Here is a 15,386-nt window from a genome sequence, read left to right as displayed (position 1 = left end):
GAAGAATGAAATGTACGTATATATACTATTGTTTTTACTCGTTCCAGCAATTGAAATAGGGGTATTTGTTTGGACAGGAAGTAAAATCGGTGCAGGATATGTTGTGTTAGGTATATTGTTGAGTGGGATTATCGGTATTTGGTTAGTGCGTCAACAAGGGATAGAAACGATGCGGAATTTCCAGTCGACTCTGCAAGATCGACAAGTACCTAAAAATGAATTATTAGACGGTCTTTGTATTATTTTAGGAGGAATAATGCTTGTTATTCCAGGTTTCGTAACAGATTTAATTGGATTTTTACTCGTTATACCTTTTACGAGAAAACCATTTAAATATGCCATATATGCCTTTTTTATGCGTAAAGTAGCGAAACGGAAGATTATTTATCGAAAATTTTAAAGATAGAAGTTAGGACATATGAAAAGACAGTGTGAAAAGGATTTTCAGGTGCAATATAAAACATCATCGTTTTTACACTGATTATCCACTATGTTCTAACTTCTTTTTATTTTGGATGAAATGACCCAGTTTTTACATAATACCATATTAATTGAAACACTCGGGTATAATAAAGCACACTAATAAGAATGATCACAACTGGTGTAAAAACAATACCAATCATACCGAAATGGTGAATCATACATATTAATATAAAGAACACGACGAGTGGATGTAAACCGATGGATGCAGCATACCATTTCGGTTCTAACACTTGGCGTAGTAAAACGAGAAATATATATAGGCTACTAAGTTGAATCGTTGCAACATATTGTTCTGTTAGAAAATGAAATATAATCATCGGAATAAACAATAAGCCAATACCTATATACGGAATGAAATCAATAATAAACGTCATAATCGTAATGAATGTAACATGGGTAAACTGGAAAATATGTAAACAAATAAAAATGATTACGGTTGTAAGTAATACGAGCAAAAATTGTGCTTTAATGAAACGGAAAATAGACGTATGTAATGTCCTTTGCACTTCTTTCACATACATCAACCATGTGGAAGGAGTTATTTTTTTGAAAAAATGCCTTATGTCAGATTCATCTTTTAATAAAAAGAAAACGATAAATAATACGATGAACAAAAACGTAATGACATTTGTTAATGATTGAACAACATTAGACATAATTTCAAACAACCCTTTTAGCATATCCATGCTATTTTTTTCTAGTTGTTGAAAGAAATGTGGGATGCTATCCTCGATAAGTGAGTGTAAATCGATTGGTAAAATGGATGCAATTTTTTCACATATATATTTTATATAAGCAGTTACTCCCGTAAGACTCCAATTGTTCGCTTGAATAATTGCTTCTAATTCTTTGCTAATGAAGTAGAAGGTTACAACCGTTAATCCTGTTATACTAATAAAAAAAGAAAAAAGTACGAATATAATGACTATCCATTTAGGTAAGTTTGTCCAATGTTCTAGTGTACGCACGATAGGTCGCACAAATATGGTGATGATGAATGCGACAATTATTGGGATAAAAAGAAATGAAAATAGCTGGATAAAATAATATAAACATCCTAAAATGATCGCTAAAAATATAAAACGTAAGCTAAAATGGGTCATATAAGTCACCTTTTCAAAACAAATATTAGAAAAATGTAAGCGAAAACATCTATTTTTACACTATATGTTGAATCGTTTGAAAATAGACTTTATTTGCGTTTAAAAATGGTTGAGCTGTCGAAATATAAACTTGAATAAAACAAATACTTATCCAAAATACTGAATTTGAATTCAAAATGTAATAGCTTTCAATTCACATTGAGGAAAAAATCCATTATAATACGGGTAATAGAAAAATGAATGTACAAAATTTCATTTACTTAAAACTTTTGATTTCTATGAAATAAAAGATAATAAATTAAAAGGAGAGATTTTAGAATGTCAGTATCTAAAGGTTTAGAAGGAATTGTTGTAACGGAATCGTCGATTTGTTCTATTATTGACGATAAATTAACGTATGCAGGTTATTCTATCGATGAATTAACAGAAAATGCAACTTTTGAAGAAGTTATTTACTTATTATGGAACCGTGAATTACCAACACAGGAACAATATGAAGCATTAAGAAAAGAATTAGCAGAAAATATGGCAGTACCTCAAGGAGTTATTGACCATTTAAAATCATATGACTTATCTACCGTACATCCAATGGCAGCATTACGTACAGCTATTTCATTATTAGGTTTATATGATGAAGAGGCAGATGTGATGGATCCAGAAGCAAACCGTCGTAAAGCAATTCGTCTACAAGCACAGGTTGCAACAATTGTAACGGCTTTCTCACGTATTCGTAAAGGGTTAGAGCCTGTAACACCAAAAACAGACTTAACATTCGCTGAAAACTTCGTATACATGTTAAATGATAAAGAAGGCGAAGATATCGAAATTGAAGCAATTGATAAAGCATTAATTTTACATGCGGATCACGAGTTAAACGCTTCCACGTTTACAGCACGTGTTTGTGTAGCAACATTATCAGATGTTTATTCTGGTGTAACTGCTGCAATCGGTGCATTAAAAGGACCTTTACATGGTGGAGCGAACGAGCAAGTAATGCATATGTTAACGGAAATTGGTTCAGAAGAAAATGCCATTCCATACATTGAAGAAAAATTAGCGAACAAAGAAAAAATTATGGGTATGGGACACCGTGTTTATCGTACAGGAGATCCACGTGCAAAACATTTACAATTAATGTCAGAGAAATTAACGAAATTACACAATAAAGAAGAATTATACCGTATGTCTGTAAAGATTGAAAAATACATTAAAGAACATAAAGGTCTACCTGCAAACGTTGACTTTTATTCTGCAAGTGTATATCATAGTTTAGGGATTGACCATGACTTATTTACACCAATTTTTGCTGTAAGCCGTATGTCTGGATGGTTAGCACATATTTTAGAACAATATGATAACAACCGTTTAATTCGTCCACGTGCAGAGTACACTGGACCAGCTTTACGTAGCTTCGTAGCAATTGAAAATCGTTAATATATTTTGAATACACACTAAGTAGTAGCCGGTCATCTGGCTACTACTACGTATGTCTGAAACAAAATAATTACTATTTCTATTTAAAAATGGTATATTCTAGAAAGAGAGAAAAAGAAACCATTTTTGCCTTAGTAAATAATGAAATGGTTCAAAAGAATTAAAATTTTTAGGAGGTTTTTTGAAGATGACTAATAAGATCACAATTGAGGATGGAGTTTTACAAGTACCAAATAATCCAGTAATTCCTTTCATTATTGGAGATGGAACTGGACCAGATATTTGGAACGCAGCAAGCCGTGTGTTAGATGCAGCAGTTGAAAAAGCATACAACGGTGAGAAAAAAATTGAATGGAAAGAAGTTCTAGCTGGTGAAAAAGCATTCAACGAAACAGGTGAATGGTTACCACAAGAAACTTTAGATACAATTGATGAATACAAAATTGCGATTAAAGGACCTCTTACAACTCCAATTGGTGGAGGATTCCGTTCATTAAACGTAGCACTACGTCAAGAATTAGATTTATATACATGCTTACGTCCAGTAGAGTATTTCGAAGGTGTACCTTCTCCGGTAAAAAGCCCTGAAGATGTGAACATGGTTATTTTCCGTGAAAACACAGAAGATATTTATGCTGGTATTGAGTGGAAACAAGGAACACCAGAAGTTGAAAAAGTCATTAACTTCTTACAAGATGAAATGGGCGTGAAAAACATTCGTTTCCCTGAAACTTCAGGAATCGGAATTAAGCCAGTTTCAGCTGAAGGTACGAAGCGTTTAGTACGTTCTGCTATTGACTATGCAATCGAGCATGGCCGTAAGAGTGTTACTTTAGTACACAAAGGAAACATTATGAAGTTTACGGAAGGTGCGTTCAAAGATTGGGGTTACGAAGTTGCAGAAGCTGAATATGGTGATAAAGTATTCACTTGGGCTGAATATGATCGTATCGTAGAAGCTGAAGGGAAAGAAGCAGCAAACAAAGCGCAAGCTGATGCAGAAGCTGCTGGAAAAATCATCGTAAAAGATGCTATTGCTGATATTTTCTTACAGTTAATTTTAACTCGTCCGAAAGAACATGAAGTAGTTGTAACGATGAACTTAAATGGAGATTATATTTCTGATGCATTAGCTGCACAAGTTGGTGGAATCGGAATCGCTCCTGGAGCAAACATTAACTACGTTACTGGACATGCTATTTTCGAAGCTACACACGGAACAGCTCCTAAATATGCAGGTTTAGATAAAGTGAACCCATCATCTGTATTATTATCAGGCGTATTAATGTTAGAGCACCTAGGATGGACAGAAGCTGCTAACTTAATCTCAGAATCAATGAACAAAACAATTGCTTCTAAAGTTGTAACATACGACTTTGCTCGTTTAATGGACGGTGCTACAGAAGTAAAATGTTCTGAATTCGCGGATGAATTAATCAAAAACTTATAATTTTACACAAAAACAAAAATGTGAACTTAAAATGTGAACAGTAAATGAAAGAAACTTCCACTTTGTTTCCGAACGAAGACGAAGTTTCTTTCTATATATCATATTTTGATCAAACGTTTTTGTTTTTTTATCTATCCTTTTTTCGTTTTGCTCGAAAAAGGATTTTTTTAGATCAATGTGTAAAAGGCTATTAAATGACATGTACATGTTGAAAGGGAACTAGCATACATACTTCATCACTATTAACGAGAAACATACGTGTTAAGTATGATGGCAACAAACACGAATAACCATATTACGAATGGAAATGTAACATGTAACGAGCATCTATAGGGCATATTTCATCAATTGATTGTAAATTTTATATTAATTTTCCGATAAATCTCCCAATCTATCGTAACAATAATGTAAAATAAATGTATATTGATATTTTTGATAAGAAAAGAGGTAGCGCTGTGGATCGTTCAATTTTAATTATAGAAGATGAACCAGCTATTGTAACATTAATTAAATTTAATTTAGAAAAAGAAGGATATAAAACAGATGTTGCATACGATGGAGAAGAAGGTATTGAAAAATTAAGTGAACATACATATGATTTAGTCGTTTTAGATTTAATGTTACCGAAAGTAAATGGGATTGATGTTTGCAAAAGAGTACGTCAGGAAGAAAATTTCACACCGATTTTAATGTTAACAGCAAAAGATAATGAGTACGATAAAGTACATGGCCTGGAAATGGGAGCAGATGATTATTTGACGAAACCATTCAGTCCGAAAGAGTTACTTGCTAGAATTCAAGCAATATTACGTCGTACGGAACGTCATCAAGTATATGAAGATGAAACATTAAAAGTTGGTGATTTAGTTATTGCACCAAAGAAATTTGAAGCAGATTTCAAAGGAGAATATTTAGAATTAACACGTAAAGAATTTGAATTACTCGTTTATTTAATTCAACATAAAGGACAAATTTTATCCCGTGAACAGTTATTAAGTGCTGTATGGGGGTATGATTTTGTTGGTGATACTAGAATAGTCGACGTACAAGTAAGTAATATACGGGAAAAAATTGAAGAAGATACGCGAAAACCACGATATATTAAGACTGTACGGGGCTTTGGTTATAAATTGGAGGAGCCTAAATGAAAAAGCTGTTGTCAAAAAAGTTAAGGGGATATACATTCCTCGTTCTTGCGATTTTGCTCATTAGTGGCGTCGTTTTATTCCCGGTTGTCACGAATTACTACGTGCTACTAGCTGTCCTCGTTATTGAATGTATTGTTTTATTACTCGTTATTTCTTATTTTTATGATAAATATATTAAGCCAGTCGAAAAAGTAGCAAAGACAATGGATAAATTATTAGAAGGGAATTATAATGCACGAGTCAACCAATCGATGACGGGCACCATTGGGGAAGTTAGTTCCAAAGTGAATGCATTGGCACGAAATTTAAGTGAATTAACTATTTCTGAACAAATTCAAGCAGAACAGTTAACGACGGTCATTGAAAACACGGAGAGTGGCCTTGTTTTAATTGATGAAAAGGGATATATTCATTTTGTAAACAGAAAGTTTTTATCTATGTTCGGTAAAACACCACATGATTATGTCGGACATATTTATTACGATGTACTGGATAGTGAACAAATTCATCATACTGTACAAGAAACATTTTTATATGAAAAACATGTCAAGCATTTGTTTTCAGTGGATAAAAATGGGGAAAAAATATATTTAGAAATTGTTGGGGCACCAATTTTTAATGAACGTAATATGTTAAAAGGTGCGGTGTTAGTCGTTTATGATATTACAGAGTTTAAATTATTAGAAGTAATGCGTAAAGATTTCGTTGCAAATGTGTCACACGAATTAAAAACGCCGATTACATCGATTCGTGGCTTCTCGGAAACCTTATTAGATGGAGCACAAGAAGATCCTGAAACTCGTAATCAATTTTTGAAAATTATTTTTGATGAGAGTAAACGAATTCAATTATTAATTAATGATTTACTCATTTTATCTAATTTAGAAAAAGATGAATCGAAGATCCACGTAGAAGAGATTCATTCGGATGCAATCGTTGCAGATATTCGCCCGTTAATTGAACAGCATGCAAAACGTAAAGAAATTGAAGTAGAGTTCCCAGAAGATATGGCCTTAACATTTTCAGCAGATGAAGAAAAAGTGAAACAAGTGTTAATAAACTTGTTATCGAATGCGATTAGTTACACACCTGAACAAGGGAAAGTTTCCTTAGCTATTTCAGATGAAGGGGATCGTATTTGTTTCCACGTATCAGATACTGGAATTGGCATATCTCAAGATGCCATCCCACGTATTTTCGAACGATTTTATCGTGTAGATAAAGCGCGTAGTCGAAATACGGGTGGTACAGGTTTAGGTTTAGCGATTGTGAAACATATCGTTGAATTGCATGATGGGGAAATTAAAGTAGATAGTGAACTAGGAAAAGGAACAACTTTTTCCATCTATTTTCCAAAAGAACAACGATAACCAATAAAAAACTTCCAGAACGAAATACTACCGTTATGGAAGTTTTTTTGTTGTAGATCATGAAAACATCATTACTAGGAACGAGGACGTTTTTACATTATACTAAAGAGAGAAATAGCGTTTAAATAGGAGGAAAATAAATGACAAACAAATTAGTCATGATTGATGGCAATAGTTTATTATTCCGTGCATTTTATGCATTACCATTACTAAACAATGACCGTGGAGTATATACGAATGCAGTATACGGATTTACGAATATTTTACTTAGAATTTTAGAAGAAGAAAAACCGACCCATATGCTCGTTGCATTTGATGCGGGGAAGACTACTTTTCGTCACTCAACTTATAAAGAATATAAAGGTGGCAGACAAAAAACTCCGCCTGAATTAAGTGAGCAATTTCCTATTGCACGTGAATTATTAGATAAATTCCATATCGCTCGTTATGAATTAGACATGTATGAAGCAGACGATATTATCGGGACATTAGCAAAACAAGGGGAAGAAGATGGATTTGAAGTAAAGGTAATTTCTGGTGACCAGGATATGTTACAGCTTATCTCCGATCACGTAACTGTCGATCTAACGAAAAAAGGGGTAAGTGAAGTTGCATCATATACAAAAGAAGCATTATTGGATGAAATGGAATTAACCCCAGCACAAATAATTGAATTAAAAGCATTAATGGGCGATAAGTCTGATAATATCCCTGGTGTCCCTGGGGTCGGTGTGAAAACAGCAACGAAATTATTAAAAGAATATGGTACATTAGAAAATATCTATGCCCATATTGATGACATTTCTGGGAAAAAGTTAAAAGAAAATTTGATTACTTATAAAGAAGATGCGTTCATGAGTAAACAACTGGCAACGATTAATGTGGATTCGCCAATCGATGTATCCATAGAGGAGTTACAATATGAAGGATACAAAGCAAATGAACTGTATGAAATTTTTATGGATTTAGGTTTTCGTACATTGGTAGAGCGAATAAATGGAGGACCCTCTGAAGACGAAGAAGTAGTGGAAGATCACTTTTCATTTGAAGTTATTTCAACTGTAGAAAATGCAACCTTAACAGGAAATGACACCATCGTGGTTGAAATGATGACAGAAAACTATCATGAAGCACCGATTGAAGTTTTTGCGATTGCAAATGAAGAAACAACGTACATTATTCGTACGGAAGATGCGCTAAAAGATGATGCATTTAAACGATGGTTAGAGGATGAAACGAAAAAGAAAACGGTTTTTGATGCAAAGCAAGTAATCGTGTCCTTACTACATGAAGGGATCCACATAAAAGGAATTGATTTTGACCTTCTCTTAGCTGCCTATATTATCAATCCGGCAGACAATAATGAAGATGTAGCTGCGATCGCACGTCGTAATAGAACAAGCCAATTACCATTCCATGAAGAAATATATGGAAAAGGAAAAAAACAAGCGGTTCCAAACGAGGAAGTATTTCATGATTATGTAGCTAGAAAGGCAGCAAATATCTCCATTTTACGTGATACATTTTTAACTTTATTAGAAGAGAATGAGCAAATGGATCTTTTTGAAAACCTCGAAATTCCGTTAGCAAAAATTTTGGCAAAAATGGAACATACAGGAATTCAAGTGGATGTAGACCGTTTAAAAGAGATGGGAGAAGGCTTACTTACACGATTAGATGAAATAGAAAAGAAAATCCATGAGCTTGCTGGTTCAACTTTTAATATCAATTCACCAAAACAATTAGGGGTCGTCTTATTCGAAGATCTAGGTCTACCAGTCATTAAGAAAACGAAAACGGGTTATTCGACCGCTGCGGATGTATTAGAAAAACTAGAAGGTGAACACGAAATCATCGAACATATTTTATTGTATCGTCAATTGAAAAAACTACAATCGACCTATGTAGAAGGTTTATTAAAAGTCGTTCACCCTGATTCTCATAAAATTCATACACGATTTAACCAAGCATTAACACAGACTGGTCGTTTAAGTTCTACAGAGCCGAACTTACAAAATATCCCGATACGTTTAGAAGAAGGAAGAAAAATCCGTGAAGCATTTATTCCTTCTGAAAAAGATTGGCTTATTTTTGCTTTTGACTATTCACAAATTGAATTACGAGTACTTGCCCATATATCGAAAGATGAACGACTTGTTGCTGCGTTTAAAGAAGATAAAGATATTCACACGAGAACCGCTGCAGACGTATTTCATGTAGATGAGGCAGATGTTACACCAGACATGCGACGTCAAGCAAAAGCAGTAAACTTTGGGATTGTCTATGGGATTAGTGATTATGGTTTATCACAAAACTTACAAATTACTCGAAAAGAGGCAAAAGAGTTCATAGATAAATATTTTGACATTTATCCTGACGTCCAAAATTATATGAAAGAAATTGTGCAAGATGCGAAACATGAAGGATATGTCACGACGATTATGAACCGTCGTCGCTATTTACCAGAAATTACGAGTAGTAATTTTAATATTCGTAGCTTTGCAGAAAGAACGGCGATGAACACGCCGATTCAAGGTAGTGCAGCAGATATTATTAAAAAAGCGATGATCGATTTAGAAGCGAGATTAGAAAAAGAAAACTTACGTGCACGCTTATTATTACAAGTGCATGACGAATTAATCTTAGAAGCACCTGAAGAGGAAATGGAAATGTTAAATAAAATTGTTCCAGAAGTAATGGAAAAAACCGTATCCTTACATGTTCCACTAAAGGTAGATGCTTCATACGGGAAAAATTGGTTTGATGCATAAGAGAAAGTAGGAAAGAGAGATGCCTGAATTACCAGAGGTTGAAACGATCAAACGAACATTAGAACAATTTGTACTTGGCAAAACCGTAGATGCTATAACGGTTCAATGGCCGAAAATAATTAAACATCCTGATGATATCGTTCATTTTGAACAGTTATTAGTCGGAGAAACAATTCGAAAAATGGGACGATATGGGAAGTTTTTACTTTTTTACTTTGATGATGTTGTCCTTGTTTCCCATTTACGTATGGAAGGGAAATATCGTGTGGTCGGTAAAAGTGAACCGATGGATAAACATACACATGTCATTTTTCATTTTACAGATGGCACGGAATTACGTTATAACGATGTACGTAAATTCGGTACGATGCACGTATTTCCAATTGGAACAGAATTAACGGTCGCCCCCTTACAAACATTGGGGCCTGACCCTTTTCAACCTACGTATACAAAAACATATGTGAAAGAAAAATTACTGAAGACGACAAGGGTTATAAAAGCGGCGCTGCTGGATCAAACCATTATTGCCGGATTAGGGAATATTTATGTGGATGAAGTGCTATTTTTAGCAAAAGTGCATCCTGCACGTCGTTCCAATACATTAACGGAAAAAGAATTGGATGCCATTTTTCATTATGCACATGAAGTATTAGAGAAAGCAGTGATACAAGGTGGAACGACTATTCGTTCTTATGTGGATGGACAAGGGGAAATGGGGATGTTTCAACAACAATTATTTGCCTATGGGCAAGAAGATAAACCGTGTAAACATTGCAATGATGTCATGGTAAAAATAAAAGTCGCTGGACGTGGCACGCATTATTGCCCGACATGTCAAAAAGCCGACGAAAATAAATAAAAAGGAAGGGAGAGGAAAAAGGTGACATTAATTATCGGATTAACTGGGAGTATTGGAACAGGAAAAAGTACGATTGCTAATCATATGAAATCCTTACATATTCCCATTGTGGATGCAGATGTTGTTGCCAGAGAAATTGTCGAGCCAGGTAAGAAAGCATACAATGATATTGTAGAAACATTTGGCAAGGAAGTGTTATATGAGGATGGCACAATAAATCGTCCTGCATTAGGGAAAATAGTCTTCTCAGATGAAGCAAAGCGGAAAGCATTAAATGCCATAACACATCCAGAAATTCGAAAAGAAATCATCCGTCAACGGGAAGCATATGTCGCTCAAGAAGTTCCTTGTGTCGTATTAGATATTCCATTACTATATGAAAGTAACCTAATTGATTATGTGGACAAAGTAATTGTTGTATCTGTTTCCGAACAAACACAAATGAAAAGAGTCATGGAGCGTGATGGTAGCACAAAGGAAGCCGCTTTACAACGAATTCAATCGCAAATTCCTGTCAAAGAAAAGGAGAAAATGGCAGATGCTGTCATTGATAATAATGGTACGAAAGAAGCGTCTTATAAGCAATTAGAAGATATTTTAACTGCTTGGAATATCCCAATTAAATAATTTTACGTAAAACATAACATATTTAGTAGCACATTTAAGGACCAATGTGTTATACTAATTTGTGAGAAAAAAGAAACAGTGTAGCACATATATTGGGAGGACTCTAAATGAGAAGAACAAGAATTGCCATTAATGGATTTGGAAGAATTGGACGTATGGTTTTCCGTCAAGCGATTTTAAACAAGGATATTGATGTTGTTGCTATAAATGCAAGCTATCCAGAAGAAACTTTAGCACACTTAATCAAATATGATAGTGTACATGGAATCTTTGAGTGTGACATTAATATTTTTGAAGACGGATTTGAAATTAATGGTGAGAAGATTATTCATACAAACTCTCGTGAACCAGAAAAATTACCTTGGAAAGATTTAGATATTGATATTGTTATTGAAGCGACAGGTAAGTTCAACTCAAAAGAAGGCGCGAGTCGTCATTTACAAGCCGGAGCGAAAAAAGTAATTATTACTGCACCTGGAAAAAATGTGGATAACACAATTGTTTTAGGTGTAAATGAAGAAACGTACAATCCAGAAACAGAACATATCGTTTCAAACGCATCTTGTACGACAAACTGTTTAGCACCAGTTGCGAAAGTGTTAGACGAAGAGTTTGGAATTGTAAATGGATTAATGACAACTGTTCACGCATATACGAGTGACCAAGTTAGTTTAGATAACCCACATAAAGATTTACGCCGTGCACGTGCTTGCGGCCAATCTATTGTTCCGACATCAACAGGAGCTGCAAAAGCTTTAGGAGAAGTATTACCACATTTAAATGGTAAATTACATGGAACGGCATTACGTGTCCCTACTCCTAATGTTTCCTTAGTTGACTTAGTGGTAGACGTTGAAAAAGATGTTACAGCAGAACAGGTGAATGAAGCATTCCAAAAAGCAGCAGAAGGAAAATTAAACGGTATTTTAGATTATAACGAATTACCATTAGTATCCATTGATTATGCAACAACTGAAAGTTCTGCAACAATCGACGGATTATCTACGATCGTAATGGGAGATAAAAAAGTAAAAGTGTTAGCTTGGTATGACAACGAATGGGGTTACTCTGCACGAGTTGTTGACTTAGCGAACTTTATTGGTAAAAAAATCGATGAAAAAGTAAATGCATAATGAACGAAGAGATTAGTGGATAAGGGACCTTATCCGCTAATCTCTTTTATGTTATGTAAATTGATCGAAACATGTTAAAATGTATAGTAATAGATGAAGGAAATTGAATGGGGTTGAAAAGGATGAAGTGTCCAAAATGTTACCATAAACACTCACGAGTCTTAGATTCAAGACCATTTGAAGATGGGGACGCAATTCGTCGTCGCCGGCAATGTGAAAGTTGTGGCTATCGTTTTCGTACATATGAACGTAAAGAAGAAACGGCGATTATTATCGTGAAAAAAGATGGGACTCGTCAAGAATTTGAACGCGAAAAATTAATACGTGGATTAATGCGGGCATGTGAAAAGCGTCCTGTAACAATTGAGGAAATAGAAGAAATCGCATTAAATGTCGAACAAGAAATTCGTCAATGGGATGAAGCGGAAATTAGTAGTGAACAAATTGGTGAAATGGTGCTGTCAAGATTAGCAAAGGTGGACGGTGTAGCATACGTTCGCTTCGCTTCTGTATATCGTCAATTTGATAATATTACTTTATTTTTAGATGAGTTAAAAGATATTTTACAATCGAACGTAAACGAGGAGAAGTAAAGGGTGAAGAAGATGCAACATATAGGGAAGATTTTGCCAGTAGACGGATATCGCGTACAATTGATCGACAGTCTTCCTGTTGATTATGACGCGTCACTCATCCATTTGTATCAACCATTAATTGGGATAGAACCGATTAGTTTATATACATTATTGTTGAAAGAAGAACCATTGCAAACCGACGAACAAATTCAAACACATCACACTTTAATGAATTATTTATCGATGCCATTAGATAAAATTTATGTCGCTAGACGAAAACTAGAAGGAATCGGTTTATTAAAAACATTTGAAACCGTGCAGGAAAACAAAACTGTTTTCACCTATGTACTTCAAGCTCCTTTTCGTCCGGCGTATTTTTTTCAAGATATGATGCTATCTGAATTACTGTATCGACATATTGGAAAAATAAAATTCGAGACACTCCGCAAGTTTTATACAACATCCAACCAAATCGAGCGTGGCGAAGAAGTGACGGCATCATTTAACGATGTTTTTCAAACATTTACACCGAAAACACCGCCCGTTTCTGTAGAGGAGAAACAAGACGAAACACCAAAGGTCCCATTGGCAGAAGTTTCTTTTGATTCGATTTATTTTATGTTACAGCGAAAAAATATTCCTGTAAAAGAAGTGATGACAGACGAACATCGTCAAATCATGACACAGTTGTTGCATTTATATGATTTGGAAATGTATGAAATGGAACAAGCTGTCAATTGGGCATTGACAGATGACAATAAAATCGACATTGCTCAATTGAAACAAGCATGTCATGATTTGTTCCGAGCAAAACATAATGTCGTTCAGGTCCAACTGGTGGAAAAAAGTCCCTCACAAGTAAAGGTTGATAGTAATAAAAAGCGTTCTTCCACTAAATTAGATCGACTGATCGAATGGTTTGAAACAGCTTCCCCGAAAGATATTTTAGAAGATCAATCTATGGGGCATAATGCGACAAGTCAAGATTTAAAATTAGTAAGTGATATCATGCTTCAACAAGCACTACCTATTCCAGTGATGAATGTACTGATTCATTATGTGCTCTTGCAGTCGGATGATAAACTTACACGAAATTATATCGAATCGATTGCTGCCCATTGGTCACGAAAAAAATTGAAAACGGCTAGAGAAGCAGTGGAGTTTGCCAGAGAGCAGATGAACCAACCGAAAAAACGATCCGTACAAAAAAATTACCAACGACGAACTGCTGGAAAAGAAGAAGTTATTCCAGAGTGGTTTAATGAACGGAATAAAAAGGAAGAGAAAGAAAAGCCAGCAATATCAGAAGCAGATTTAAAAGAGCAAGAAGCATTGCTTGAAGCCTTACGTAGACATGCTTCTGAGAACAACTAAGGTTGTAAAGGACTGATGAAGATGAAACCAATTCAACATTCACTGCAAAAATGGATTCAAAATAATGAATCATTTCAAGAACGCCACAATGCGATGAAGCGTGAAATTACATCCCATCCGCTTGTCCGTTCATTTTTACAAGCACATGAAGAGATAACCGATGAACAAATAGATCGTAATTTAAATAAATTGTATGAATATATTACACAATCGCATCAATGTGATCGTTGTACGAGTGTTGAAACGTGTAAAAATATGTTGCAAGGATATTCGCCTATTTTGGAATATAAAAATGAGGAAATTCATATTTCGTATGAAAAATGCCGGAATCGATTAGCGGAAGAAGCACAAACAGAACAGAGTGATTTAATAAAAAGTGTTCATATACCGAAAGAGATTTTGGAAGCACGTATTGATAAGGTGCATGTTGACCAAGAACGTACGAATGCCATTAAAAGTATGACACAGTTTTTAAATGCGGCAGAAGAAAAACTGCCGGAACGTGGGATTTACTTCTCAGGTCCGTTCGGTGTTGGAAAGACGTATTTACTCGGTGTCATCGCAAATCGATTGAAACAATTTAATATTTCATCGATGCTTATTTATATGCCAGAATTCGTACGGGAAATGAATGCATCCATTAAAGACAATACCGTACAACAAAAAGTTGATGCTTTTAAAAAAGCCGATGTGCTTATGTTAGATGATATTGGAGCTGAAACATTATCTGCATGGTTCCGTGATGAAGTGCTAGGAGCAATTTTGCAATATCGTATGATGGAAAAATTGCCCGTATTTTTCACATCGAATTACACCATGGATCAATTAGAAGAAATTTTAGCAACAACGACAAGAGGAGATGTCGAAAAGGTTAAAGCAGGACGTATTATGGAACGAATTAAACAAGTTAGTATCGAAGTACCTGTAAATGGAAAAAATCGTAGAAGATAACCTAAACTCGAATGTTATACTTCTTATTATATTTTTATATAAATTATTCATGAAACCGTTCATACACCCATATAGTGATAATACATATATGGATGAAGGACGGTGTTT

The 15,386-nt window shown here is 34.7% G+C and carries 13 protein-coding genes; 12 read left to right on the top strand and 1 reads right to left on the bottom strand.

The genetic code is table 11. The features are described from left to right. Positions 1–10: 10 nt before the first annotated feature. Positions 11–400 carry an FxsA family protein gene (locus tag WKT09_RS06630; RefSeq protein WP_340415287.1) on the top strand — a complete coding sequence of 130 codons (390 nt, stop codon included), beginning with the start codon at positions 11–13 and terminating at the stop codon, positions 398–400. Positions 401–506: 106 nt separating this feature from the next. Here WKT09_RS06630 and WKT09_RS06625 read toward each other — a convergent pair whose 3' ends face one another. After that, positions 507–1,586 (bottom strand): AI-2E family transporter, encoded by a 1,080-nt coding sequence (locus WKT09_RS06625; RefSeq protein ID WP_340415286.1) that lies wholly within the window; start codon positions 1,584–1,586, stop codon positions 507–509. Between the two features lie 318 nt (positions 1,587–1,904). On the opposite strand from WKT09_RS06625, the gene citZ reads away from it, so the two are divergent. The 11 genes from citZ (at position 1,905) to dnaI (ending at position 15,278) form a co-directional block, all read left to right on the top strand. Further along, complete coding sequence (gene citZ, locus WKT09_RS06620; RefSeq protein ID WP_340415285.1) at positions 1,905–3,020, top strand: citrate synthase; 1,116 nt, start codon at positions 1,905–1,907, stop codon at positions 3,018–3,020. 187 nt (positions 3,021–3,207) lie between these two features. Next, positions 3,208–4,470 carry an NADP-dependent isocitrate dehydrogenase gene (icd, locus tag WKT09_RS06615; RefSeq protein ID WP_340415284.1) on the top strand — a complete coding sequence of 421 codons (1,263 nt, stop codon included), beginning with the start codon at positions 3,208–3,210 and terminating at the stop codon, positions 4,468–4,470. Between the two features lie 455 nt (positions 4,471–4,925). After that, positions 4,926–5,618: a response regulator transcription factor gene (locus WKT09_RS06610; protein ID WP_340415283.1), complete on the top strand. Its 693-nt coding sequence runs from the start codon at positions 4,926–4,928 to the stop codon at positions 5,616–5,618. Beyond that, positions 5,615–6,988: a two-component system histidine kinase PnpS gene (gene pnpS / locus WKT09_RS06605; protein WP_340415282.1), complete on the top strand. Its 1,374-nt coding sequence runs from the start codon at positions 5,615–5,617 to the stop codon at positions 6,986–6,988. Before WKT09_RS06610 ends, pnpS begins: the two co-directional genes overlap by 4 nt. 140 nt (positions 6,989–7,128) lie before the next feature. Further along, on the top strand, positions 7,129–9,759 hold the full coding sequence (polA, locus tag WKT09_RS06600; protein WP_340415281.1) for a DNA polymerase I: 2,631 nt from the start codon (positions 7,129–7,131) through the stop codon (positions 9,757–9,759). A gap of 19 nt (positions 9,760–9,778) precedes the next feature. Next, positions 9,779–10,618, top strand: coding sequence for a DNA-formamidopyrimidine glycosylase (mutM, locus tag WKT09_RS06595; protein ID WP_340415280.1), 840 nt, complete (start codon positions 9,779–9,781; stop codon positions 10,616–10,618). 21 nt (positions 10,619–10,639) lie between these two features. Then, entirely contained in the window at positions 10,640–11,245 is a 606-nt protein-coding gene (coaE, locus tag WKT09_RS06590; RefSeq protein WP_340415279.1) for a dephospho-CoA kinase, read from the top strand. Between the two features lie 107 nt (positions 11,246–11,352). After that, on the top strand, positions 11,353–12,378 hold the full coding sequence (locus tag WKT09_RS06585) for a glyceraldehyde-3-phosphate dehydrogenase (protein ID WP_340415278.1): 1,026 nt from the start codon (positions 11,353–11,355) through the stop codon (positions 12,376–12,378). Positions 12,379–12,500: 122 nt separating this feature from the next. Beyond that, on the top strand, positions 12,501–12,971 hold the full coding sequence (nrdR, locus tag WKT09_RS06580) for a transcriptional regulator NrdR (RefSeq protein ID WP_340415277.1): 471 nt from the start codon (positions 12,501–12,503) through the stop codon (positions 12,969–12,971). Positions 12,972–12,983: 12 nt separating this feature from the next. Next, positions 12,984–14,327 (top strand): replication initiation and membrane attachment family protein, encoded by a 1,344-nt coding sequence (locus WKT09_RS06575; protein ID WP_340415316.1) that lies wholly within the window; start codon positions 12,984–12,986, stop codon positions 14,325–14,327. A gap of 21 nt (positions 14,328–14,348) precedes the next feature. Next, entirely contained in the window at positions 14,349–15,278 is a 930-nt protein-coding gene (gene dnaI / locus WKT09_RS06570; RefSeq protein ID WP_340415276.1) for a primosomal protein DnaI, read from the top strand. Positions 15,279–15,386 lie beyond the last annotated feature (108 nt).

Origin of the sequence: Pseudogracilibacillus sp. ICA-222130 (genome assembly GCF_037892545.1) — a bacterium.
In the GTDB taxonomy this organism is placed as follows: Bacteria; Bacillota; Bacilli; order Bacillales; family Amphibacillaceae; genus Pseudogracilibacillus.
The sequence above is the reverse complement of the archived record's forward strand: the minus strand, read 5'-3'. Positions and strand labels throughout refer to the sequence as shown.